19 protein-coding genes are annotated in these 24,790 nt (G+C 71.0%); 12 read left to right on the top strand and 7 right to left on the bottom strand.

From position 1 onward, the window contains the following. Positions 1-41: 41 nt before the first annotated feature. The 3 genes from ACFZAX_RS13390 to ACFZAX_RS13380 all read right to left on the bottom strand — a co-directional run bounded on the left by ACFZAX_RS13390 (position 42) and on the right by ACFZAX_RS13380 (position 5,427). Positions 42-3,890, bottom strand: a complete 3,849-nt coding sequence (locus tag ACFZAX_RS13390; protein WP_390961379.1) for a GH92 family glycosyl hydrolase — start codon at positions 3,888-3,890, stop codon at positions 42-44. A 485-nt stretch (positions 3,891-4,375) separates the two neighbouring features. After that, positions 4,376-4,573 carry a DUF4236 domain-containing protein gene (locus ACFZAX_RS13385; protein WP_327179324.1) on the bottom strand — a complete coding sequence of 66 codons (198 nt, stop codon included), beginning with the start codon at positions 4,571-4,573 and terminating at the stop codon, positions 4,376-4,378. 146 nt (positions 4,574-4,719) lie between these two features. After that, a complete protein-coding gene (locus ACFZAX_RS13380; RefSeq protein ID WP_390961376.1) occupies positions 4,720-5,427 on the bottom strand; it encodes a DUF2470 domain-containing protein in 708 nt (235 codons plus the stop codon). Between the two features lie 473 nt (positions 5,428-5,900). Here ACFZAX_RS13380 and ACFZAX_RS13375 point away from each other — a divergent pair, with 473 nt between their 5' ends. The 6 genes from ACFZAX_RS13375 to ACFZAX_RS13350 are packed head-to-tail and all read left to right on the top strand — an operon-like array spanning position 5,901 to position 12,216. Next, the gene (locus tag ACFZAX_RS13375) at positions 5,901-6,746 is read left to right on the top strand and encodes an RsbRD N-terminal domain-containing protein (protein ID WP_390961540.1); all 846 of its coding nucleotides are present in this window, start codon (positions 5,901-5,903) and stop codon (positions 6,744-6,746) included. Beyond that, positions 6,743-7,120, top strand: coding sequence for an STAS domain-containing protein (locus ACFZAX_RS13370; protein WP_390961374.1), 378 nt, complete (start codon positions 6,743-6,745; stop codon positions 7,118-7,120). The genes ACFZAX_RS13375 and ACFZAX_RS13370 overlap by 4 nt, the downstream gene beginning before the upstream one ends. Then, positions 7,117-7,542, top strand: coding sequence for an anti-sigma regulatory factor (locus tag ACFZAX_RS13365; RefSeq protein WP_266714803.1), 426 nt, complete (start codon positions 7,117-7,119; stop codon positions 7,540-7,542). The genes ACFZAX_RS13370 and ACFZAX_RS13365 overlap by 4 nt, the downstream gene beginning before the upstream one ends. Then, on the top strand, positions 7,530-8,750 hold the full coding sequence (locus ACFZAX_RS13360) for an ATP-binding protein (RefSeq protein WP_390961372.1): 1,221 nt from the start codon (positions 7,530-7,532) through the stop codon (positions 8,748-8,750). The genes ACFZAX_RS13365 and ACFZAX_RS13360 overlap by 13 nt, the downstream gene beginning before the upstream one ends. Then, complete coding sequence (locus tag ACFZAX_RS13355) at positions 8,747-10,558, top strand: ATP-binding protein (RefSeq protein ID WP_390961369.1); 1,812 nt, start codon at positions 8,747-8,749, stop codon at positions 10,556-10,558. Before ACFZAX_RS13360 ends, ACFZAX_RS13355 begins: the two co-directional genes overlap by 4 nt. Further along, a complete protein-coding gene (locus ACFZAX_RS13350; protein WP_390961367.1) occupies positions 10,555-12,216 on the top strand; it encodes a SpoIIE family protein phosphatase in 1,662 nt (553 codons plus the stop codon). The genes ACFZAX_RS13355 and ACFZAX_RS13350 overlap by 4 nt, the downstream gene beginning before the upstream one ends. Positions 12,217-12,412: 196 nt before the next feature. Here the strand turns inward: ACFZAX_RS13350 and ACFZAX_RS13345 are convergent, their stop codons facing one another. From ACFZAX_RS13345 to rhaI, 3 genes are all read right to left on the bottom strand, one after another. Continuing rightward, positions 12,413-13,909 carry an FGGY-family carbohydrate kinase gene (locus ACFZAX_RS13345; protein ID WP_390961365.1) on the bottom strand — a complete coding sequence of 499 codons (1,497 nt, stop codon included), beginning with the start codon at positions 13,907-13,909 and terminating at the stop codon, positions 12,413-12,415. 136 nt (positions 13,910-14,045) lie between these two features. Next, positions 14,046-16,091: a bifunctional aldolase/short-chain dehydrogenase gene (locus ACFZAX_RS13340; RefSeq protein ID WP_390961363.1), complete on the bottom strand. Its 2,046-nt coding sequence runs from the start codon at positions 16,089-16,091 to the stop codon at positions 14,046-14,048. Between the two features lie 73 nt (positions 16,092-16,164). Continuing rightward, positions 16,165-17,331, bottom strand: coding sequence for an L-rhamnose isomerase (gene rhaI, locus ACFZAX_RS13335; protein ID WP_390961361.1), 1,167 nt, complete (start codon positions 17,329-17,331; stop codon positions 16,165-16,167). A 353-nt stretch (positions 17,332-17,684) separates the two neighbouring features. On the opposite strand from rhaI, the gene ACFZAX_RS13330 reads away from it, so the two are divergent. From ACFZAX_RS13330 to ACFZAX_RS13305, 6 genes are all read left to right on the top strand, one after another. Beyond that, positions 17,685-19,214 (top strand): ATP-binding cassette domain-containing protein, encoded by a 1,530-nt coding sequence (locus ACFZAX_RS13330; RefSeq protein WP_390961359.1) that lies wholly within the window; start codon positions 17,685-17,687, stop codon positions 19,212-19,214. A 2-nt stretch (positions 19,215-19,216) separates the two neighbouring features. After that, positions 19,217-20,266, top strand: coding sequence for an ABC transporter permease (locus tag ACFZAX_RS13325; protein WP_390961538.1), 1,050 nt, complete (start codon positions 19,217-19,219; stop codon positions 20,264-20,266). Next, positions 20,259-21,308, top strand: coding sequence for an ABC transporter permease (locus ACFZAX_RS13320; protein WP_390961357.1), 1,050 nt, complete (start codon positions 20,259-20,261; stop codon positions 21,306-21,308). The genes ACFZAX_RS13325 and ACFZAX_RS13320 overlap by 8 nt, the downstream gene beginning before the upstream one ends. 128 nt (positions 21,309-21,436) lie before the next feature. Continuing rightward, the gene (gene rhaS / locus ACFZAX_RS13315; RefSeq protein ID WP_390961355.1) at positions 21,437-22,525 is read left to right on the top strand and encodes a rhamnose ABC transporter substrate-binding protein; all 1,089 of its coding nucleotides are present in this window, start codon (positions 21,437-21,439) and stop codon (positions 22,523-22,525) included. An 87-nt stretch (positions 22,526-22,612) separates the two neighbouring features. Further along, positions 22,613-22,933: an L-rhamnose mutarotase gene (locus ACFZAX_RS13310; protein WP_390961536.1), complete on the top strand. Its 321-nt coding sequence runs from the start codon at positions 22,613-22,615 to the stop codon at positions 22,931-22,933. 71 nt (positions 22,934-23,004) lie between these two features. Beyond that, entirely contained in the window at positions 23,005-24,087 is a 1,083-nt protein-coding gene (locus ACFZAX_RS13305) for a substrate-binding domain-containing protein (protein WP_390961353.1), read from the top strand. A 59-nt stretch (positions 24,088-24,146) separates the two neighbouring features. Here ACFZAX_RS13305 and ACFZAX_RS13300 read toward each other — a convergent pair whose 3' ends face one another. Further along, a complete protein-coding gene (locus tag ACFZAX_RS13300; protein ID WP_390961351.1) occupies positions 24,147-24,785 on the bottom strand; it encodes a DUF998 domain-containing protein in 639 nt (212 codons plus the stop codon). Between the last annotated feature and the right edge of the window lie 5 nt (positions 24,786-24,790).

Raw genomic sequence — 24,790 nt, 5'->3', positions numbered from 1 at the left:
GCGAGCGGGTCCGTGGGCCGCCGCCCACGGACCCGCCCGGTTCAGGAGATCAGTTCGATCTCGGAGAGGGTCGACGTGCCGTCCAGCACCAGGCGGTAGTGCTGGTAGTCGCCCGGCCGGGTCACCGAGAACACCCGGGTCTGCTGCCCGTAGGCGAAGGTCTGGCCGGACCGCTTGTCGAGGTCCTTCCACTTCTTGCCGTCCGAGGAGCCCTGGAGCACCCAGCCCTTCGGGGCCGTGCCGGCCTTCGCCGACGTCAGGGTGTACTGGACGGCCTTCGTCGCCTTCGCGACCGGCAGCCCGACCGTCCCGGTGGCCTCGGCCGACGTGGCGGAGGTGTCGTCGAACAGTGCGCCGTCACCCTTCAGCACGTCCTGCTTCGGCGCGGGCACCTTGTCGTCCTTGGTGAGGGAGACGGGGCCGGCCTTCTTGCCGGTGCCCCACGAGGAGGGCTTGGATCCCATGTCGAAGTCGAGCACGCCGCCCTTGGCGAGGAGGTCGCTCGGCAGGCTCGTGGAGGTCCACTTCTTGCCGTTGACCTTCAGGCCCTGGACGTAGATGTTCTTCGTGCTGTTCTTCGGGGCCTTCACCGTGAGGGTGCGGCCGTTCTCCAGGTGCACGGTGGCCTTGGTGAAGAGCGGCGAACCGACCGCGTACTCGCCACTGCCCATGACCAGCGGGTAGAAGCCGAGGGAGGAGAAGAGGAACCAGCCGGACTGCTCGCCGTTGTCCTCGTCGCCGTGGTAGCCCTGGCCGATCTCGCTGCCCCCGTACAGGCGGCCCAGCACCTCGCGGACCTTCTCCTGCGTCTTGGACGGCTGACCCGCGGCGTCGTACATGTAGGTCACGTGGTGCGCGACCTGGTTGCTGTGGCCGTACTGGCCCATGCGCACGTCGCGCGCCTCGGTCATCTCGTGGATGACGCCACCGTACGAGCCGGTGAACTCCTGGGCCGCGGTCTCAGGGGTGGAGAAGTACGAGTCGAGCTTCTGGGCGAGACCGTCCTGGCCGCCGTACAGGTTGGCGAGGCCGCGGGTGTCCTGGACCGCGGTGAAGGCGTAGCCCCAGCCGTCGGTCTCCGTGTAGTCGTTGCCCCAGATGCGCGGGTCGTAGTCCGCGGAAGGGACGCGCCAGCTGCCGTCGGCGTTCTTGCCCTGGAAGAAGCCGGCGTCCTTGTCGAAGAGCTTCACGTAGTTCTGCGCGCGGTTGAGGAAGTACTCGGACTCCTCCTCGTAGCGCTTGTTCTTCGTCTTCGCGTAGAGCGCCTTGCCCATCTGGCCGATTCCGTAGTCGTTGAGGTAACCCTCCAGCGACCAGGACAGGCCCTCGTGCGTCGACGTGTTGGCGTAACCGGTGAAGACCGAGGTCTCCATCCCCTTGCGCCCGACGCCCGAGGACGGCGGGGCGACGGTGGCGTTCTTCACGGCCGCGTCGTACGCCGCTTCCGCGTCGAAGTCCACGCCCTTGACGTACGCGTCCGCGAACGCCACGTCCGAGCTGGTGCCGGTCATCAGGTCCGAGTAACCCGGGGACGACCAGCGGGAGATCCAGCCGCCGTCCTTGTACTGCTGCACGAACCCGTCCACCATCTCGCCGGCCTTCTTCGGCGTCAGGAAGGAGTAGGCGGGCCACGTGGTGCGGTAGGTGTCCCAGAAGCCGTTGTTGACGTACACCTTGCCCTTGACGAGCTTCGCGCCGGTGTTCGTCGGGGTGTCCGTGCCGGTCTTGGAGACGAACGGGCTGGCGTAGGTGCTCACGCCCTTGACCTGCTCGAAACCGGAGTTCGGGTACAGGTACAGCCGGTACATGCTGGAGTACAGCGTGGTCAGCTGGTCCTCGGTGGCACCCTCGACCTCGACCTTGCCCAGGATGTCGTCCCAGGCGCGCTGGGCCTTCTTCCGGACCTGCTCGAAGGAGGTCGACGCCGGGATCTCCTGGGCGAGGTTGTCCTTCGCCTGGTCGACGCTGATCAGCGAGGTGGCCAGACGGAGCCCGACCTGCTTGTCCTTGCCCGCGTCGAACCGGAAGTACCCGGTCACGTTGTCGCCGCCACCACCGGTGAGCTTGCCGCTCGCGGTGACCTCGGAGTCGAAGACGCCGTACACGAACAGCCGGGTGGCGCCCGTGGAGCCGCCGCTCTTCACGTCGGAGTAGCCGGTGAAGGAGCTGGTGGCCGGGTCCAGCGTCAGCCCGCCCAGGTTGTTGACGTTGTCGAAGACGATGCTCGCGTCGTCACCGGGGTAGGTGAACCGCATGCGGGCCGCGTGGTCGGTCGGCGTCATCTCGGCCTTGAGGCCGTTCTCGAACTTCACGCCGTAGTACTGCGGCGTCGCCGTCTCGTTCTCGTGACGGAACGGCAGCGCGCGGGCGGCCCGCGACGCGTCCGGCGTGCCGGAGGCGACGGACGGCATCAGCTGGAACGTCTGCCGGTCACCCATCCACGGGCTCGGCTCGTGGCTGGCGCTGAACGCCTGCAGGGTGGGGAGGTTGTCCGCGTTGTTGCCGCGCGCGTAGTCGTAGATCCAGTCCGTGGAACCGGCATTGGTCACCGGGGTCCAGAAGTTGAAGCCCTCCGGCACGGCGGTCGCCGGAATGTTGTTGCCGCGCGAGAAGCTGCCGCTGGAGTTCGTGCCGCGGGTCGTCAGCGCGTAGTCCGACAGGTGCGCCTTGGGCTTCGCGGGGGCCTTCGGGGCGATCGATATGTCGTCCAGCCAGCCCTGGAACTGCGAGGGGCCGCTGTTCGAGTCGTACGCCACCAGGATCCGGTCGATGGTCTTGCCCGCCGCGACCGTGCCGATGTCCGAGGCGACCTTGTTCCACTGGTTGACGTACAGCCGCTTGGCGTCCGCCTGGCCCTGCGGGGTCAGCGCGCCGCCGTTGGTGTCGGTCGCACCCAGCTTGCTCAGGTACGTGCCGTCGGTGAAGGCCAGGTCCACCGCGACGTGCGTGGCCGGGTAGGCCAGGTCCGTCTTCGTCATCTGCGGGTAGACCAGGTACGACAGCTGGGTCGTACGGGTCACCGGCGTGTTGACGTCGAAGACCTTGTTGTACGAGTACGCGCGGCCCTTGTCCTTGTGGGTACCCGCGTAACGCAGCGCCTTGGTGCCGGTGAAGCCCGCACCCGACTTCGCCGTCGGCGAGTCGGAGGGGCCCTTGTCCACGACGGTGCGCATCTCGTCCGGCACCGGGGCGGAGGTGTCGCCGTCCGAGAACTGGACGTCGGCGAGCTGGATCGCGTCCGAGGCGCCGTGGTTCTTGGTGAACTCCAGGCGGAAGTGCTGGTACGCGGCCGGCTCGGCGATGTCGAACGAGCGGGTCTGGAGACGCTCGCCGAAGGTCTCACCGGTACGCGTGTCGAGCGTCGTCCACGTCTCGCCGTCGGCCGACCCCTTGAGGACCCAGTCCTGCGGGTCGCGCTCGTCGTGGTCGTTGGCGGACGTCAGCGCGTACGTCGTCACCTTGGTCGCCTCGCTGAGGTCGAACTCGACCCAGCCGGTGGGCTTGAAGCCCAGCCACTTGGTGGCGGGAGAGACGTCGACCAGGTTCTCCTTGACCTCGCCGCCGCCCGCGTTCTCGTCGCTGGCGCGAACGTCCGTCACCCGGTCGGTGACGTTGCCCGCGATGCCGCCGGAGAAGCCGCCGTCGACGCCCTGCGAGAGACCCTTGCCGTCCGGGCCGGTCTCCACGGTGCTGCGCCAGTCGGGCTGGCTCTGGTCGGCCTCGAAGGACGAGCTGAACGTCTGGTTGCCCGAGGCGCCGTGGGAGCCGTTCTGCGGCACGGCGGCGAGTGAGGGGCTCGCTCCGGCCAGTACGAGGGCCGCTGCGAGGGCCGCGACGCTGTGTCTCCGACGCGAACCCGCGTGGAAACGAAGATCAAGTGGTGGCTGCATACCGAGCCATTCCTCCCCGGACGATGGTTGGACAACGTTGTCAAAGTGGGATGCGGAGACCAGTAGGGAGGCAAATGGTGCTGTGTGTCAAGGGTGTTACAGGAGAGTCGCGTGGCGAAACGGCGGAGTTCGGGACAACTCGGCGTGCGATCCGGAGCCCTGGACCCCGCATCGCCGCGCGGTGTTTCGGCCCGGCGGCCCGCCCAGGGCCGGCCCCGTCCGGCATCCCCGGCCGCCCCGTGTGACGCGCGCCGCGGTTGGCGCGCCGCCTGCTGACGTACCGTCGGCCCGGCGGCGTCGAGGGGTGGGAGCCGGACCGGCGCCGGGGTGGGGCGCCGATCGGGGCGCGAGCGGCTTCGACGCGTTGCTCGCGCGAACAGTGGACCCCGCCCACTCCTGCGGCGGGCACCTCGCCAGGGCTCGTGCGCGCGCACGGAAACGGGGACCCGGTGATGAGCCGGGTCCCCGTTTCCGTGCGGCGGTGGTCAGCCTCGGTGCGCCTGCCGGGTCTTGCGCCAGCCGAAGGGGCCGGGCAGGTTCATGGACGTGGTGCGGCGTCCGGAACTGCTCCTGGTGCGCTTCGGGCCGTGCTTACCGCCCGTGGTGACGGACCACGAGTGGCGGTTGATGTTGAGACGCACGCCGGGCAGGATCTGGAAACTCTTCCGAAAGGTGAGCGGCATCGCTGTCTCCTTCTGTCAGGAGTCCGGGGCACTCCTCTGTGTGACATCCGGATAACCCGATCCGGGAGATGTACACCTCCACCTCATATGACGTGCGGTCAGTCTTGGTGCGCTACCGATGGGTTGGCGCAGGGGTGGCAGTCCTGTCAGGTGAGCAGCGGGCCGAGGTGGGACGCGCGGCGGGCGGCGGACAGCAGTGCGTGGATCCGGGGGCCGGCCTGTTCGAGGCCGGTGATCGGGGTGGCGAACGGCAGTCGCTCGTCCTGATGGCTGCCGGGGAACTCCAGTCGCAGCGTCATGCCGTAGCGGTCCAACGCCAGCGGGACCGCGCGGAGCATCCCGCGCGTGGGGCGCGGGCGTACCAGGCGCACCAGGAGCGGGACCAACTCCTGGTGGCTGTCCACGAGATGCATCAGCATGCCCGCCTCGCTGGTGGCCGTCGGGTCGAGCGGCGCCGCTTCGAGCTCCTCCATCGTCACGAAGTGCCGGTCCCCGTCGCACTCCAGGACGGCCTGCCCGAACTCCACGCACGTCGACGCGGGGGACCCGTCGTCGTAGGGGGCCTCCATGAGGCCGGTGAGGGTGACCCGGGCCCGCAGCCGGTCGCGTACGGACGTGGGGGCGATGTCGGTGAGCTCCAGGCGTACGGGGACGCGCGGAGACGTGGGGGAGAGGGCGCCGTCGTCCGGAGCGTGCAGATGGACGGCCCCCATGGCGCCGCCGTCCTCGTCGAGCCGGTGGACCTCGTGGCGCCTGCCGTCGCTCACCACCGTCATCGACCGGGCGACTCCGAGGACGGACCGCACGCGCTCGGCAGGGGTCGGCCGGGCGGGGTGGCTGCTGTGTGTACGCATACCGGTGCTCCAGAACGGTGGATTCGGGCTGACGTGAACTTAGGTATGCCTAACCTAACCATATGAGGGGTCCCCGTGGTGGTGGCACCACCCTTTCCGTCGCCGGGCACGTGGAATTCCCGTGTGAAGGACCGGGGCCGGTTGTGGAGGATTAGGGGCGTTGATGTCGGGGCAGGCGGGGTCTGCGTGGTGGGGCGGCAGCCCGCGCCGCGTGGAGGCTGGGCCGGACCCGCGACAGAACGGCCTGCGGGGGTGCGACCTCCCGTGTGTCCAGGTACATGCCTCCGGCATGTTTGCCGTCGGGCTCCGACCGGGTGGAGGGTGGCTCGATCCCTCTGTCGAGAGGTGCTCGCCCGGGCCTGGCGCATGTGGCATTCGTCGCAAGCCGGGCAGCGCCCGGAGGGGCGAAACAATGGCTTACGCTGCGAAGAACGACCCGTATCGACGGGACGCAACTGGAGGGGATCGCCGTGGTGGCGGAACAAGACATATCGGCGAGGATCGTCACGCTTCTCACCGAGCAGCGTGAATCGCTGGAGGCCGCCTGGGTTGAGTCGGTCTCGCGCACGTTGCGCGGGCGCGTCTCCCTGGCCGAGCTGGACCGTGAACTGCGTGAGCTGTACACCGCACTGGTGGAGGCACTGCGCGTGGGCGGCCTGGACGCGCACGCCGAGGAGTACGCCGAGGTCCGGGCGCTCCTGGGCGAGCTGTCGCGCAACCGCGCCCGCCAGGGGTTCACCCCGACGGAGACGGCGACCAGCGTCTTCGCCTGCAAGGAGCTCCTCGCGCCGACCGGGGACACGTCGGCCGCCGACATCCACGCATACCTGCGGTTCGGCACGCTCCTGGACGCCCTCGGCCTGTACACGATCGAGGTCTACTCCAGGGCGCGCGAGGAGATCATCAGCGCCCAGTCCGAACAGCTGATGGAGCTCTCCACCCCGGTCGTGAAGCTGTGGGACGGCGTCGTCGCCGTTCCGCTCGTGGGCACCCTCGACTCGGCGCGCACCCAGGTGGTGATGGAGAAGCTGCTGCAGACGCTCGTCGACACCGGCTCCGACCAGGCCATCATCGACATCACCGGTGTCCCCGCGGTGGACACCGAGGTCGCCCAGCACCTGCTCAAGACGGTCGTCGCCGCCCGGCTCATGGGCGCGGAGTGCACCATCTCCGGCATCCGCCCGCAGATCGCCCAGACCATCGTGGCGCTGGGCATCCAGTTCGGCGACATCGTCACCAAGGCGACGCTCGCGGACGCGCTGAAGCACGCGCTGCGCCGGGCCGACAGCGGCCTCGCCACCTCGGGCGGCCGGGCGTGAGCGAGCGCGTACCCGTACTGAAGATCGGCGAGGTCCTCCTGGTGTCCATCCAGGTGGATCTGGAAGACCAGACCGTCCTCGATCTCCAGGACGACCTCGCCGCCCGCATCGTCGCCACGGGCGCGAGCGGCGTGGTCATCGACATCACCGCGGTGGAGATCGTCGACTCCTTCGTGGGCAGGATGCTGGCCTCCACGGCGGCCATCTCGCGGATGCTCGACGCGGAGACCGTCGTCGTGGGCATGCGGCCCGCCGTCGCCATCACCCTGGTCGAGCTGGGCCTGTCACTCGGCGGTGTGCGCACCGCCCTGACCCTGGAGAAGGGGCTGGACATCCTGGCCCGGTCGGACAACCGCCGTCCGGCACGGCCGTGAGCGGGCTCCCGTCCGTTCCGGAGGGCGAGCACGAGACGGTCCCGGTCGCGTCGAACGACGACGTGGTCCGGGCCCGCCAACTCGTCCGCACCCTCGCCCAGCGGTGCAAGCTGTCGCTGGTCGACCAGACGAAACTGGTCACCGCGGCCAGTGAACTCGCCCGCAACACCCTGGTGTACGGCGGTGGCGGCGTCATGCGCACCGGCCTGGTCCGCCGCAACGGCCGCCTCGGCGTGACCGCCGTCTTCGAGGACTCCGGGCCGGGGATTCCCGACCTGGACCTCGCGCTCACCGACGGATGGACCTCCGGCGGCGGTCTCGGCCTGGGCCTCAGCGGAGCACGCCGGCTGGTGGACGACTTCACCCTGGACACCGAGGTCGGCCGCGGCACCCAGATCGCGGTGACCAAATGGGCCCGCTGACCCTGCCGATGCTGGACTCGCAGGACATCGCCTGGTTCCGCGACACGCACTCCCTGCCGGCCGCCGCGAGGGGGGCCGCGTCCACCCTGGCGCGGCGCCTCGGCTTCGACGAGCAGCGCTGCGCCGAGGTCGCCCTCGCGGTGAGCGAGGCGGCGACCAACCTGGAGAAACATGCCGTGGACGGCACCCTGCTGCTGCGCGCGGTACGCACGGCGGACGACGCGGGTGTCGAAATCGTCACCATCGACGCGGGCCCGGGCATGGCCGACGTGAGCCATTCGCTGACCGACGGCGTGTCCTCGGCCGGGACGCTCGGCATCGGACTCGGCGCGATCACACGCCTCGCCGATTCCCTCGACATCCACTCCGTGCCGGACCACGGGACCGTGCTGGCCGCCCGCTTCTGGACGAAGCAGGCGGCCGGGCGGGCCGCGACCGCGGGGGAGCCCGTCGTCGCGGGGCTCACCCGGCCCATCACCGGCGAAGAGGCGTGCGGGGACGCCTGGGCGGCCCGGCCCGTCGGCGCCCGGGCTCCCGAGCCGCAGCAGGCACGGCGAACCGTCGGACGGGAGGTGCCCAACGCCCTGGACTGGTCCGCGCTGACCGGATTCGGCAGGTCCCGCACCGACGCCCCGACGGCGTCCGCGATGCCACGCGAGCCGAAGAGCGGAGAGCAGGGGGATGATCCTTCGCCGGACGGCCCCGCGCTGCTGCTCATGTTCTGCGACGGCCTCGGCCACGGGCCGCTGGCCGGCCGTGCGGCCGACGCCGCCGTCACCGCTTTCAGGGACGGCCGCGCGCAGTCCCCCGACGGCGTGATCCGGGAGATCCACACGGCGCTGCGCGGCGGACGCGGGGGAGCGGTCGCCGTCGTGCGCATCGAACCCGGTGTACGCACCCTCTCCTTCTGCGGGGTGGGGAACGTCAGTACCTTCGTCGTCGACCCGGCCACGAACACCCGCCGCTCCCTGCTGTCCGCGCCCGGCATCGTCGGCCACCAGCTCCCGACCCTGCGCACGGTCAGCCAGGAACTGCCCCGTGGCAGCGGCGTGATCATGCACTCCGACGGGCTGACCGAGCGCTGGCAGCCGGCGTCCCTGCCCGGCCTGCTGGCACACTCCCCGCTGGTCGCCGCGGCCCAACTGCTGCGCGAGGCCGGAGTACGCCGCGACGACGCCGGAGTAGCGGTCGCGAAGGGGGCGTGGTGACACTTTCCACCGCAGGAGGATCCGCTCCTCTGGCCACCATCACGCTCGCCACCGAGCAGGACATCTTCCTGCTCCGGCGCAGCGGCAAGGCGGTCGCCGAAGCCCTGGGGGTCGAACGGCAGGACCAGATACGCCTCGCCACCGCCCTCAGCGAACTGGGCCGGGACGTCCTCGGCTCGTCCGGGCTCAGGGTCACGTTCGGCACGGTGCCGGGCGGGTCCCCGGTCCTACGGGTCGCCGTTCTCTGGCGGGACGGACCGGGCCCCGGGCGCGAGTCGATCGAGGCCGCCTCGCGGCTCGTACCGACCCTGCACGACCCGGAGGGACGGGCCGTGACGATCGAACAGCAGCTCTCGGCCGACGCCACCACCCCCGACAGCCTCCGCCGGGCCCAGGACGTCCTCAGCGCGCACCGGGGATCGACGGAGCTGGAGGACGCCCGCGCGCAGACCATCGACCTGATCGCCGCTCTGGAGGAGTCGCGGGCCCAGCGCGAGGAACTCCGCCGCCTCAACGACGAGCTGGAGGAGACCAACCGGGGGGTGGTGGCCCTCTACTCCGAACTGTCGGAGGAACTCGAGGAGACAAACCGCGGAGTGGTGGCCCTCTACGCCGAACTCGAGGAGAAGTCGAGTCAGCTGCGCGACGCGAGCGAGGCGAAGACCCGGTTCTGGGCCAACGTCAGCCACGAACTGCGCGCCCCGGTCAACTCCGTGGTGGGCCTGGCCCGATTGCTCCTCGACATCGACGGGGAGAGCCTCGACGAGGAGCAGCGCAGGCGGATCTCGATGATCTCGGCCTCCGGCGCCACCCTCCTCGCCCTCGTCGACGAGCTGCTCGACGTCGCCAAGGCCGAATCCGGACGCCTGGAACCCCACTGGGAGCCTGTCGACCTGCGTGCCACCCTCGGCCAGCTGCACGGCACACTGCGGGGGTACGCGACCGGGGAAGGCGTCACGCTCTCCGTGGCCGGCCCGCACCCGGGCGCCACCCTCGTCAGCGACGAGGTCATGCTCACCCGCATCCTGCGCAACCTGCTGACCAACGCGCTCAAGTTCACCGAGGAGGGAACCGTCCGGCTCGACGTGGCGGCCGGGAACGGCGAGCGCGGCGCGGAGGTCGTCTTCACCGTGACCGACACCGGCGTCGGCATCCCGCCGGAGGAACAGCACCAGGTGTTCGAGGAGTTCTACCAGGTGCGCGGAGCGCACCAGCGCGGGCGCTCCGGGACCGGACTCGGGCTGCCCTACGCGCGGCGCCTCACCGAGCTCCTCGGCGGCAGCCTCGTCCTCGTCAGCACCCCGGGACAGGGCACCGAGGTCACCGTACGGCTTCCCGCCGCTCCGCCCGGAGCCCGTCCCGCGCACGCCGGGCACCCCGCCCCCGCACAGCTGGCACTCCTCGTCACCGTCGACGACGACGAGGTCTTCCGCAGCACCCTGCGCCCCGTACTCGCGCGACTCGCCGACCGCGTCGTCGAGGTGGGCGAGGGCGGCCGGGCGGCCGACACGATCCGCCGGGAACACCCCGACGCGGTCCTGCTCGACCTGCACATGCCCGACATGGACGGCTACGACGTACTGGCGGAACTCGCGGGCGACAGCGATCTGTCAGGCATCCCGGTGATCGTCATCACCTCGGCCGCCGACGAGACGCTGGACCACGAACGTCTGAGCCACGCACGGGCCGTGCTCGACAAGTCGACGCTGGACCTCGCCCGGCTGGCCGACGCGTTCGGGACCTCTCCGGAGCAGGAACCGGTCCCGGACGAGGCCCCCCACGGGGCCGGAGAAAGCGGCACGAGATGAGTCCCCACCCCCACCCCCACCCGCACGCGGACAGTGCGGTCGCCACGGTCATGGTTCTCGACGACAACGACACCAACCGTTACATCGTGGGAAGCTGGCTGCGCCGCGCCGGACACACGGTCGTGGAGGCCGCCGACGGTGCCGAAGGCCTCGCGCTGCTCGCGAAGTCCCCCGACGCACTGCTGCCCGAACTCGCGATCGTCGACGTGAAACTGCCGGACATGAGCGGTTTCGAGGTGTGCGAGCAGATCAAGGCCGACCCCCGGACCGCTCATCTGCCCGTCATCCACGTCTCCGCCACGGCGATCGAGGTGAGCGACCGCACCCAGGGGCTGCACCGGGGCGCCGACGCCTACCTCACCGAACCGATCGCCCCGGACGAACTCCTGGCGACCGTCACCGCCGCCCTCAGATACGCCCGCGCCCGCCGCCGCGCCGAGCGGCTCGCGACCCGGGTCGCCGCGCTGAACAGCAGCACCCTCGCCGTGTACGCGGCGAGGGACGGCGAGTCCTTCACCCACGCGGCGGCGGCCGGAGCCGCCGCGCTGATGTACTCGCCCGCCGTGGCCGTAGCCCTCAGCCCCGAGGGCCAGACCGTCTACCTCGTGCCGCGGCAGGCGGGCCGCCCCCGAGGCGCCGGAGAGCCGCCGGTCGCCCTGGCGCACGGCGACCCCCGCCTGCTGGACCTCCTGTCGGAGAAAGCCCTCGGCGACGGCACCGGCACGGAGATCGCCGTCCTGTCGGGCGCCGAGTGGAGGGAGGCCGTCTGCCGGGACGGAAACAGCCACACCGACGTCTTCCCCGACCGGGTCGCACTGGTCCTGGCGCGTACCAAGCGGGGCCGCCCGCCGGTCGCGCTCGCCGTCGACGCCGCGACACTCGTCGGCGCCGACGACCGCGAGCTGCTCTCCCAACTCGCCCAGGCGTGTGCCCTGGCCCTGGAGGCGCTGCGCAGCCACAGCGAGGAGCACGCCCTCGTGCTGGCGCTGCAGCGCACCTTCCTGCCGGACCGGCTGCCCGACGTACCGGGTGTGGACATGGCCGTCCGCTACGAACCGGCGGCCGACCTCGCGGAGATCGGCGGCGACTTCTACGAGGCCATCGAGACCCCGGCCGGCCTGCTCCTGGCCATCGGAGACGTGGCCGGACACTCCCTCAAGGCCGCCATGATCATGGGCGAGGTACGCCACGCCCTGCGCGCGTACGCCATCGAGGGGCACGATCCGCGGACACTGCTCACCCGGCTGGACGCCCTGCTCGTCCGCCTGCGGCCGTCCATCACCGTCACCGTCTGCCTGGTGCTGGTGGAGCCGGGCGGACGCCGGGTGCACATCGCCAACGCGGGCCACATCCCGCCGCTGCTGCGACACCCCGACGGCTCCACCCGCTACCTCACCGAACACGGCCCGCTGCTCGGACTCAGCCTTCCGCACGCGCCTGCCGTACCTCATGAGGTGCCCGCGGGTTCGACGCTGCTGTTGCTGACGGACGGGCTGATCGAAGTCCCGGGCGAGGACCTCGACGACAGCATGGCCGCGCTGGACCGTACCCTCGCGGCCTCCTCGCCGGAGCTGGAGGAGCTCTGCGACACCCTGCTGGACACCTTCGGCAAGGGCAAGACGGACGACATCGCGATCCTGGCCGCCCGGATCGGCTGAGCGGTCCCGGCGCCGCCCGCCCGCGCCGGAACGGTGCCGGCCCTCTCCGTGCGGCCGTCCTCTGCCGGCCTTCCGTCCTCCGCCCCGGGCCCGGTCTCACCTGGTTCCCTCCGTCCGGGCCAGGGACAAGGCAGTGAACTGCCCGCCGCGGACGCGGGCTCACAGCGCGCGGCCGTGCACGGCTTGGGGCGAGGGGTCACACGCCGCCGTAGCCGTCCAGCCGGGCGGCCGCCGCGTCCCAGGCAGCCGCGTCGCCCCGGGGGCGGTAGTGCCGCAGGTGCTGGGTGGCGGCGACGAGCCGGCGCATCGACGCGAGGTCTCCGACGAGTCCGGCGGACCTGGCCTGGACGAGAATGTTGCCGAGCGCGGTGGCCTCGGTGGGGCCGGCGACGACGGGCAGTCCGGTGGCATCGGCGGTGAGCCGGCAGAGCAGGTCGTTGCGCGAGCCCCCACCGACGAGGTGGACGCGGGTGAGCTCACGGCCGGCCAGCCCGGCGGCCTGACGCAGCGTACGCCGGTGGGCCAGTGCGAGGCTCTCCAGGATGCAGCGGACCAGCGGTCCCTGGCCGTCCGGGAGCGGCTGGCCCGTGCGGCGGCAGTACTCCCGGATACGGCCGGGCATGTCGCCGGGGGCCATGAACTCGGGGGCGTCCGGGTCGATGAGCGAGGCGAACGGAGTGGCGCGGGCGGCCTCGGCGAGCAGGTCCGGGATGTGCGTGGGCAGCCCCTGCTGCTCCCAGGCGCGCCGGCACTCCTCGAACAGCCACATGCCCATGATGTTCCGCAGATAGCGGATGGTGCCGTCGACGCCGCGCTCGTTGGTGAAGTTGGCGGCCCTGGACGCCTCCGTCAGCACCGGCGCGTCCAGTTCGAGGCCCGCCAGCGACCAGGTGCCGCAGGAGATGTACGCGAAGCCGGGCCCGGTGGCCGGGACGGCGACGACGGCGGACGCGGTGTCGTGCGAGGCGACGGTGGTCACCGGGGTACGGGCGTCCAGACCGGTGTACGCGGCGACATGCGGCAACAGCGTGCCGGCCGGGTCGCCCGGCGCCCGCAGCGCGGGCAGCAGCGCGGGGTCGATCCCGAGCGGTTCGAGGACGCTCTTGGACCAGCCGCCGGTGCGGGCGTCGAGGAGGCCCGTGGTGGAGGCGTTGGTCTCCTCGGCGCCGACGGAACCGGTCAGCCAGTGGACGAGCAGGTCGGGCACGAGGAGCAGCGTGCGCGCGGCGCCCAGCTGGGCGCTCCCGGCGGCGGAGGCGAGCTGGAACACGGTGTTGAACGGCAGGTGTTGGAGGCCCGTGATCCGGTACAGCTCCTCGGGCCCGACCGTGGCCCACACCCGCTCGGCCACCCCGTCGGTGCGGGTGTCCCGGTAGTGGTGCGGCGAGCCGAGGAGTGAACCGTCCGCGTCGAGGAGCCCGTAGTCCACGGCCCAGGTGTCCACGCCGACGGAGCTCACACCGCCCGCCCGGGCCGCCTCGCGCAGCCCGTCGAGCACGCCCTGGAAGAGGGCGAGGACGTCCCAGCGCAGTCCGTCGGGCAGACGGACGGGGGTGTTGGGGAAACGGTGCACCTCGGTGAGGTCGAGGTTGTCCGGGCCGACCCGGCCCAGGATCACCCGTCCGCTGGTTGCGCCGAGGTCGACCGCGGCGAACGCCGAACGGAAGGCCGAGGAGGGCGGTGTGGTGGTCACGGGGATAGCCTCCGCGGCGAACGGCTGATCGTGGATCAGGTGAGCGAGGGAAACGAGCAGGAAGCACGTGGGGAGCGGGGGACGGCCGACGGGGGTGTCCGGAGCCCGGCGGACACCGGACACCCCCGGCCGCTCGTCAGCGCAGGAAAGCCGCTGCCACTCCCGCGTCGACCGGGACGTGGAGCCCGGTGGTGTGGGTGAGGTCGCCGCCGGTGAGCGCGAAGACCGCGCTTGCGACGTGCTCCGGGAGCACCTCGCGCTTGAGGAGGGTGCGCTGGGCGTAGAACTCGCCGAGCTTCTCCTCCTCGATGCCGTAGGTCGCGGCACGCTGGGCACCCCAGCCCGCGGCGAAGATGCCCGAGCCCCGGACCACCCCGTCGGGGTTGACGCCGTTGACGCGGATGCCGTGCCCGCCGAGTTCGGCGGCGAGCAGCCTGACCTGGTGGGCCTGGTCCGCCTTGGTGGCGGAGTAGGCGATGTTGTTCGGTCCGGCGAAGACGGCGTTCTTGGAAGCGATGTACACGATGTCGCCGCCGAGCCCCTGCGCGGTCATCACCCGGGCGGCCTCGCGCGAGACGAGGAACGAGCCGCGGGCCATGATGTCGTGCTGGAGGTCCCAGTCCTCGGCCGTGGTCTCCAGGAGCGGCTTGGAGATGGAGATCCCGGCGTTGTTGACGACCAGGTCCACACCGCCGAAGGCGAGCGCGGCGGCCCTGAACGCCTCGGTGATCTGCTCCTCGGAGGTGACGTTCACCGTGACGGCGACCGCCTTGTCCGGGCCGCCCAGCTCCTCGGCGACGGCCGCGGCGGTCTCCGCGTTCAGGTCGGCGACGACGACGCAGGCGCCCTCGGCGACGAGACGGTGCGCGATGGCCCTGCCGATACCGCTGCCGGCACCCGTGACGAGCGCGACCCGGGTGGCGAGGGGCTTGGGCTTCGGCATCCGCTGGAGCTTGGCCTCCTCCAGCGCCCAGTACTCGATGCGGAACTTCTCCGACTCCTCGATGGGCGCGTAGCTGGAGACCGCCTCGGCGCCGCGCATCACGTTGACGGCGTTGAGGTAGAACTCCCCGGCCACCCGGGCGGTCTGCTTGTCCTTTCCGAAGGAGAACATGCCGACGCCCGGCACCAGCACGATCGCCGGGTCGGCCCCGCGCAGTGCGGGGGAGTCGGCGGTGGCGTGCCGGTCGTAGTACGCGCGGTACTCCGCCCGGTACTCCTGGTGCAGCTCCTTCAGCCGCGCGACCGCCTCGTCCAGCGGCGCGCCGGCCGGCAGGTCCAGGACCAGCGGGCGCACCTTGGTACGGAGGAAGTGGTCGGGGCAGGACGTGCCGAGTGCGGCGAGCCGGGGGTGTTCGGCCCGGGACACGAAGTCCAGTACGGCCCCGGTGTCGTCGAAGTGGCCGACCTGCGGGCGGTCCTGGGAGGCCAGGCCGCGGATCACGGGGGCCAGGGCGGCGGCACGCTCCCGGCGCTCGGCCTCGGGCAGCGGCTCGTACCCGGGGAGTACCGGGCCGAAGGGCTCGGCCTTGCCCTTCCGCACGAGGTACTCCTCGGCGGTGCGGATGATGAAGAGCGAGTTGGCCTCGCACTCCTCGGAGGTGTCGCCCCAGGCGGTGATGCCGTGGCCGCCGAGGACGCAGCCGACGGCCTGCGGGTTCGCCTCCTTGATCGCGGCGATGTCCAGGCCGAGCTGGAAACCGGGGCGGCGCCAGGGCACCCAGACGACCTTGTCGCCGAAGCAGTCGGCGGTCAGCTTCTCGCCGTCCGAGGCGCAGGCCAGGGCGATGCCCGAGTCCGGGTGGAGGTGGTCCACGTGCGCGGCGTCGACCAGGCCGTGCATGGCGGTGTCGATGGAGGGGGCGGCACCGCCTCTTCCGTGCAGGCAGTAGTCGAAGGCGGCGACCATTTCGTCCTCGCGCTCCACCCCCGGGTAGACGTCCTTGAGGGCGAGCAGCCGGTCCAGCCGGAGCGCGGCCAGGCCGGATCCGGTGAGGGTGCCGAGGTCGCCGCCGGACCCCTTGACCCAGAGGAGTTCGACGTCGCCGCCGGTCGCCGGGTCGGTCCCGGTCCCCTTCGCGGAGGTGTTGCCGCCCGCGTAGTTGGTGTTGCGCGGGTCGGAGCCGAGACGGTGGGAACGTGCGATCAGCGCGGCGGCCGTGGTGTGGATGGCGGAGGCCATGGCAGGAATCCTTCGGGATCTGGGAAGTGCGGGACAGCGGGAGGGGTGGTCGGACACGGCCCGGCGGCGTGTGTCAGGCTCCCCAGCCGGCCTGGTCGCCGCCGACACGGTCGGCCGCGATCTTCTCCTGCCAGCCGGACGCGCGGTAGGCGGCGACCGGGTCGGGGGCGAGGCCCCGCTCCTCGCGGAGTTCGCGCAGCAGGGGGCGCACATCGGTGTTGTAGGCGTCCATCAGTACCTCGTTGGAGCCGAGTACGTCCCCGGCGCGCTGGGCGGCGGTCAATGCGTCCGTGTCGACGAGCAGGGCCTTGGCCGTCGCCTCCTGGACGTTCGTGACCGAGCGGATGACGGCCGGGATCTTCGCCTCGATGTTGTGACACTGGTCGAGCATGAAGTTGACGTTCGTCTCGGAGGCCAGGCCGCCGTTCTTGACCACCTCGTGCATGATCCGGAAGAGCTGGAAGGGGTCCGCCGAGCCGACCATCAGGTCGTCGTCGGCGTAGAAGCGGGAGTTGAAGTCGAAGGCGCCGAGCTTCCTCTCGCGCAGCAGCGTCGCGACGATGAACTCGATGTTGGTGCCCGGGGCGTGGTGCCCGGTGTCCACGACGACCTGCGCCTTCGGCCCCAGCTTGAGGCAGTGCGCGTACGCGGTGCCCCAGTCCGGAACGTCCGTCGTGTAGAAGGCGGGCTCGAAGAGCTTGTACTCCAGCAGCAGCCGCTGGTCGTCGCCGAGACGTTCGTACACCGCGGCCAGCGCTTCGGCCAGCCGGTCCTGTCGCCCGGCGATGTCGTCCTGGCCCGGGTAGTTGGTGCCGTCCGCGAACCAGAGCTTCAGATCCTTCGAGCCGGTCGCGTCCATGATGTCGACGCACTCCAGCAGATGGCCCAGTGCCTTGGCGCGGACCTTCGCGTCCGGGTGGCAGACGCTGCCGAGCCTGTAGTCGTCGTCCTGGAAGGTGTTGGTGTTGATCGCACCCAGTTCCAGGCCGCGGTCCCCGGCGTACGCGGCGAGGGCGCCGAAGTCGTCGACCCGGTCCCACGGGATGTGCAGGGACACCACGGGCGCGATCCCGGTGAACTCGTGGACCTTCGCCGCGTCGTCGAGCTTCTCGTACGGGTTCCGGGGCACGCCGGCCTGCGCGAACACCTTGAAGCGTGTGCCTGAGTTGCCGTAGCCCCAGGACGGTGTCTCGATCCGCTGGCTGGTGAGTGCGGCCTTCACTGCGGCGATGTCGGGCATGTCCACCTCAAGATGTGCGGGCGGCCCGAGCAGCAGCCGCCGGGAAGAATGCAATGAATCGATTCATTGTGGGGGAGAAGTTAGTCGCCCGCGTGAGGGCCGTCAAGGGTTCCGGCGAGGTGGCCGACGCGTTACCGGATCGTGTCGTCGCTGCGGCCCCCATTGCCTCGCCGCTCCCGCATGTGCAGTTCAGGGCAGAGGGTTGATGGATCCATCCGGTGTGCCGGATGTTTCGTGGTGTTCGGTGCGGAACACCCCTTGACGGGTTCGACGGGGCGGGGCTAGCTTCCCGGCAACTCCACTGAAACATTTCATGTCGGGCCTTCCATCCGACACAAGCACGGGAGAGATCCATGACGCACCCCGAACCGGAGACGACTCCGGTGCTCGCGCTGGAGGGGGTGAGCAAGTCCTTCGGTGCCGTCCGGGCCCTGCGTGGCGTGTCGCTGCGGCTGTACGCCGGAGAGGCGCACGCCCTCGCCGGCGAGAACGGCGCCGGAAAGTCGACCCTGATCAAGGCACTCGCCGGCGTGCACCGTCCCGACGCGGGCACCGTCCTGCTGGACGGCAAACCCGTCGAGTTCCACGGCCCGGCGGACGCCCGCGACGCGGGTGTCGCGGTGATCTACCAGGAGCCGACCCTCTTCCCGGACCTGTCCGTCGCGGAGAACATCTTCGTGGGCCGCCAGCCCCGCCGCTCCCTCGGCCGGGTCGACCACCGTGCGGTCAAGCAGGCGGCGGCCGACCTCTTCGCCCGCCTCGGCGTCGACCTCGACCCCGACCAGCCGGCCCGCGGCCTCTCCATCGCCGACCAGCAACTGGTCGAGATCGCCAAGGCGTTGTCCTTCGACGCCCGCGTCCTGATCATGGACGAACCGACCGCCGCGCTCACCGGCAGCGAGGTCGCCCGCCTGTTCGGCGTCGTGGGGGCGCTCCGCGCGCAGGGCGCCGCGGTGCTGTTCATCTCGCACCGCCTCGAAGAGATCTTCGCGCTCTGCCAGCGTGTCACGACCCTTCGCGACGGCGCCTGGATCTCCAGCGAACCGCTCGACGGTCTGAGCGAGGACGACCTGGTCCGCCGCATGGTCGGCCGCGACCTGGACGAGCTCTACCCGAAGCAGGCCACCGAGAGCGGCGAAGTCGCCCTCAGCGTGCGCCGGCTGACCCGCGAAGGTGTCTTCACCGACGTCTCCTTCGACGTGCGCCGCGGCGAGATCGTCGGCCTCGCGGGACTGGTCGGCGCCGGACGCAGCGAGGTGGCCCGCGCCGTGTTCGGCGTCGACCGCTTCGACGGCGGCGAGGTCGAGGTCCTCGGCAAGAAGCTGAACCCCGGAGCCCCGAGCCTGGCGATGGCCGCCGGCCTCGCCCTCGTACCCGAGGACCGCCGGGCCCAGGGCTTGGTGATGGACATGTCGATCGAACGCAACATCGGCCTCACCGGCTTCGCCGAGACCAGTCGCGCCGGACTGATGAACCGTGGCGCCGAACGCGACCGGGCGGTCGACTGGGCGGTCAGGCTCCAGGTCAAGTACGCCCGCCTCGCCGACGTCGTCGGGACCCTCTCCGGCGGCAACCAGCAGAAGGTCGTCCTCGCCAAGTGGCTGGCGACCCGCCCACAGGTGCTGATCGTGGACGAACCCACCCGGGGCATCGACGTCGGCACCAAGGCCGAGGTGCACCGGCTGCTCTCCTCGCTGGCGTCCGAGGGCGTGGCGGTGCTGATGATCTCCTCCGACCTCCCGGAGATCCTCGGCATGGCCGACCGGGTGCTGGTGATGCACGAAGGACGGCTGACCGCCGAGATCCCCCGGTCCGAGGCGACCGAGGAGACCGTGATGGCGGCGGCGACCGGCCGTGCCGCCCGAGGAAGGGACGCGGCATGACCATGGCTGCAGAGCCGGTGCGGCACGAGCCCGCACCCCAGTCCGTCGCCTCGCGGCGACTTGTCGACAAAGTGTTCAAGGCCCGCGAACTGGCCGTCGTCCTCGTCCTCGTCGTGATGCTGGGCGTCACCCAGCTCTCCAACACCGAGTTCCTGTCCGAACAGGGCATCAAGGACCTGATGCTGAACGCCACCATCCTGGTCCTGGTCGCGGTCGGCCAGGCGGTGGTGGTCATCACCCGCAACGTGGACCTCTCCGTCGGTTCGGTCCTCGGCATCTCCGCCTTCGGCGCCGGCGTCCACCTCCAGGGCGGCGGAAGTCCCCTGGTCGCGGTCCTCATCGCGATCGGCCTCGGCGTCCTCTTCGGCGTTCTCAACGGTGCCCTGGTCAGCCTCGGCAAGGTGCCCGCACTCGTCGTCACCCTCGGCACCCTCTACATCGTCCGCGGCATCGACTCCATCTGGGTCGGCTCACGCCAGATCACCGCCGACGCCCTGCCCGACGGCTTCGTCGACTTCGGGCACGACGGGATCTGGGTGCTGCCCTACCTCGCCCTGCTCGCCGTCGCCGTGCTGGTCGCGGTCGCCTACTACCTGCGCAGCTACCACAGCGGACGCGACCTCTACGCGCTCGGCTCCAGCCCCGAGGCCGCCCGGCTCGCCGGCATCCCGGTCCGGGCCCGGATCATGACGGCGTACGTGCTCTGCGGCGCGCTCGCCGGGCTCGCCGGCGCGCTCTACCTCGCCCGCTTCGGCAACGTCGACTCCGCCACCGGCAACGGGTACGAACTCACCGTCGTCAGCGCCGTCGTCGTCGGTGGCGTCGCGTTCACCGGAGGCTCCGGCACGGTCTACGGAGCCGCCCTCGGCGCCCTCCTGCTCACCTCCATCAACAGCGTGCTCCCGGCCATCGGCGTCAGCTCCGTCTGGGTCACCGCGATCAACGGCATCCTGCTGCTGCTCGCGATCGCCGCAGACCGCGTCCTGGCCCTGCGGGTAGCCGCCGGGCTGCGCACGAAGGCCGCACAGATGAGGAGCGCCCGCCATGTCTGACACCACCAAGAACGCCTCCGCCCGGCCCCCGGCCCTCGCCCGCCTCGGCCAGGCGGTCCGCTGGGACACCGCGGTCGGTGCGCTGCTGCTGACCCTGCTGATCTGTTCCTTCTCGTTCGTCGACAACTTCGGCAACGCGCTGAACCTGTCGTTCCTCATCGGCAACACCCTGCCGATCGCGCTCATCGCCCTGCCCATGACCATGCTGGTCGTCTCCGGCGAGGTCGATCTCTCCGTCGGCTCCACCGCCGGCCTCTCGGGGGCCGTGATGGGGGCGCTCTGGAACAACGGCATGGCGATCGAGACGATCATCCCGCTCTGCCTGGTGCTCGGCGTGGTCTGCGGCCTGGTCAACGGACTGCTCGTCACCCGGCTCGGACTGCCCTCGCTCGCCGTGACCATCGGCACCATGGCGGCCTACCGGGGCATCGCGCAGATCATCCTCGGCTCCGACTCGGTCACCGACTTCCCCACCCAGTACCTCGACTTCGGCGCCGGCCGGATCGGCGACACCTTCGTCCCGTACGCCGCGATCCCCTTCGTGGTCCTCCTCGCCGTGGCCGTACTCGTCCTGCACGCCACACCGGTCGGCCGCTCGCTGTTCGCCACCGGCTCCAGCGAGGACGCGGCCCGGTTCGCCGGCATCCGCGTCAAGCGCCTCAAGCTCTCGATGTTCGTCACCACCGGCGTGATCTCCTCGCTCACCGGAGTGTTCTGGGCCCTGCACTACGCCAGCGCGCGCTACGACAACGCCACCGGGCTCGAACTCTCCGTCATCGCGGCCGTGCTGCTCGGAGGCATCGACTTCGACGGCGGCAAGGGGACGCTCGGCGGCGCCATCGCCGGAGTACTGCTGCTCGGCACCCTGCAGAACGTCATGAGCCTGGTCAACGTCTCCGCCCAGTCCCAGATCGTGGTCACCGGCATCCTGCTGGTGATCTCCGTCCTCGCTCCCCGGGCCGGCCGCCAGGTCGCCCAGGCACGGGCCCGCAGGAAAACCGCCTCGGCGACGGCCGTCGAGCCCGCGCCCGGGATCTCCTGACCCTCCCGCACCTCCTCGCGCCCACACGCCCGCACCCTCCCGGGCGCACTCGGCCCTGCGCACCCCGTCACCGTTCGGGCAACCGCCCGGCAGCCCCCTGCCGCTCGCGGCAGCGAAAGGAAACCGCCATGTTCGGCATCCCCGCCAGAAGCGTCCGGCTGACCGCCGCCCTTGCCGTCACCGCCGCCCTCGCCCTCGGCGCCACCGCCTGCTCGGGCACCACGAAGGACTCGGCGAGCAAGGAGGCCGGCCCGGCCGCGGCCACCGGCAAGGCCGACCCGAACAGCGCCACCAAGAAGGGCCTCACGGTCGCCTTCCTGCCCAAGCAGGTCAACAACCCCTACTTCACCACCTCGGACAACGGCGGCAAGAAGGCCCTGGACGAGCTCGGCTCCACGTACAAGGAGGTCGGCACGAGCAGCGGCACCGACACCTCCGGCCAGGTGAGCTACGTCAACACCCTCACCCAGCAGCAGGTCGACGCCATCGCCGTGTCCGCCCAGGACCCGGGCGCCCTGTGCACCTCCCTCAAGCAGGCCATGAAGAACGGCGTCAGCGTCGTCACCTACGACTCCGACACGCAGACCGACTGCCGCCAGGTCTTCGTCTCCCAGGCCGGCGCCGAGGACCTCGGCCGCACCCAGATCCAGCTGCTGGCGAAGCAGATCGGCGGCAAGGGCGAGATCGCGATCCTCTCGGCGGCCCAGACGGCCACCAACCAGAACACCTGGATCGACTTCATGAAGGACGAGCTGAAGAAGCCGGAGTACAAGGACATCAAGCTCGTCAAGACCGCCTACGGCGACGACGACGCCCAGAAGTCCTTCCAGCAGACCCAGGGCCTCCTCCAGGAGCACCCGAACCTGAAGGGCATCGTCTCGCCCACCACCGTCGGCATCAAGGCCGCCGCCCAGTACCTGTCCGGCTCCAAGTACAAGGGCAAGGTCAAGCTGACCGGCCTGGGCACGCCCAACGACATGCGCGCGTACGTCAAGAACGGCACCGTCGAGGGCTTCGAGCTGTGGGACCCGGCCAAGCTCGGCGCGCTCGCCGCCCACACGGCCGTCGCCCTGCAGTCGGGGCAGATCACCGGTGCGGAGGGCGAGACCTTCAAGGCCGGCGACCTCGGGTCGTTCACCATCGGCAAGGACGGCGTCGTCTCGCTCGGCGCGCCGACCGTCTTCACCAAGGACAACATCGACCAGTTCCAGTTCTGATCCCCGCTTCCACTCCGAGCAGGAGTAATCGTGGGGCCGCGACCGGCCGCCGGGGCGGCCCCACCCCCGTCCGAGAAAGGCGTCACCGTGCAGCGCGTCTGCTTCCTGCTGAAGGTCCGGGCCGAGCGGATCGAGGAGTACCGCCGACGGCACCGGCCCGTCTGGGCCGAGATGCGGGCCGCTCTCACCGAAGCGGGCTGGCACAACTACTCGCTCTTCCTGCGCGAGGACGGGCTGCTGGTCGGCTACCTGGAGACACCCGACTTCGAGAAGGCCCGCGCCGCCATGGACGCCACCGACGTGAACGCCCGCTGGCAGGCGGAGATGGCGGACTTCTTCGAGGCCCTCGACGGACAGGCACCCGACGCGGCCATGCGACCGCTCACGGAGGTCTTCCACCTCGTCTGACGACCGGGTGGCCCTCCCGGCGGGATACCGCCGGGAGGGGGGAACACGTAACGAAGGTTCGGGTGGGACCGGTGGCGACAGTCGCAAGAGCGGTGAGCATCAAGGACGTGGCACGCGAGGCGGGCGTCTCGGTGGGCACCGTCTCCAACGTGATCAACAGACCGGAACACGTGTCCGCGGAGACCCGGCGGCACGTGCGACGAGTCATCGCGGACCTGGGATACGTACGCAGCGAACACGCCCGTCAACTCCGGGCCGGACGGAGCCGCATCATGGCGCTGCTCGTCCTCGACATGGGCAACCCCTTCTTCGTGGACATCGCCCGGGGAGCCGAACGGGCGGCCCGGGCCGCCGGCCTGGGGGTCATGGTGTGCAACAGCGACCAGAACCTCGAGGACGAGGCGGAGTACCTCGGCCTCTTCGCCGAACAGCGTGTCCGCGGAGTACTGGTGACCCCGGCCGACTCCGACGGACGCAACCTCCGGGAGTTCCGGCGCCACGGCATCCCCTTCGTCCTCGTGGACCGCGTGGCCGGGGACGACGACGGCTGCTCCGTCTCCGTCGACGACGTCGCAGGCGGCGCCCTGGCCGTCCGTCACCTGACGACGGCGGGACACCGGTCCCTCGCCTACGTCAGCGGGCCGGACCACCTGAACCAGGTGCGGGACCGGCGTACCGGAGCCCTCGCCGCGCTCGCCCGGGCCGGCCTCCCTCCCGGGGCGATGCGGGAGGTCCCCGCCGCGCGTCTCGACGTCGCGGCGGGACGCGACGCCGGGGCCCGCCTGCTGGGCCTGGCCCAGCGCCCCACCGGTGTCTTCTGCGCCAACGACCTGCTCGCACTGGGGGTGCTGCAGTCCCTGTACACGGCCGGGGTCCGGGTCCCCGACGACCTGGCGATCGTCGGGTACGACGACATCGAGTTCGCCGCGGCGGCCACGGTCCCCCTCACCTCGGTGCGCCAGCCCGCGCTGACCATCGGCGCGCGGGCCACCGAGCTGCTGCTCCGGGAGTCGTCCGAGGACGCGTTCGCCCACCGGCACGAACACGTCGTCCTCCAGCCGGAGCTGGTCGTGCGTCAGTCCACGCTCGTCCCGCGCCGACCCTTTCGGCGGGTCCGTGCCGACCCCTCCGCCGCGGCCTGGCCGACGGGGTGATGAAACGATTCACCGCACCTGCTCGCCGGTGTCTCCGCTCCGTCCTCCACGCGACCCGCTCAGCGGCCGGACTCCTGGCCGCCGATCCGCCGGGCGCAGGAGAGGACCACGACGAGGGGCCAGAACGACTGGACGAACGTGATGACACGCTCGGCCGCTCCCGCGATGTCGAGCACGAAGAGGGCGAGCAGGAACCACGCCCCGCCCAGCCACATCAAGGCGGTCGCGCCGACGGACGGACCGGGCCGCAGGCCCCACGGCACGGTTCCTCCGGAGACAGGGACCAGCCGGCCCGGCGGGCGCTGCTCCTCCCGTCGCGCCGCGAGTACCGGCCACAGCGCCAGCAGCGAGAACCCCACCGTCACCACGACCCCGTGCGCGAACGATCCGCCGCTGACGGGTGCCGGGAAGAGCGCCAGCAGCATCGCGGAGAGCCCGCCGCCCGCCAGGGCCAGCCGGCCGAAGGGCGCTGCGGGACGCAGCCCGCAGGCGGTGACGACATGGCAGACACCCAGTGCGACCAGGGCCGTCGTCATCACCCAGTACCCGCGCGTCCCGTCGGCGGCGAGGATGCTGATGGTGGTCGAGGCAGGGTCGTAACGGGGTCCCTCGAGCTCCGCCGAGACCGACCAGCCACCGACGAGCAGGATCGGGGCACACACCGAGGAGAAGAGGATCCACCAGGGGACATGTCGCATCGGTG

The organism is Streptomyces sp. NPDC008125 (genome assembly GCF_042957125.1).
Taxonomy (GTDB): Bacteria; Actinomycetota; Actinomycetes; order Streptomycetales; family Streptomycetaceae; genus Streptomyces.
Note: the sequence above shows the minus strand (reverse complement) of the source record. Positions and strands in the feature narration are given on the sequence as shown.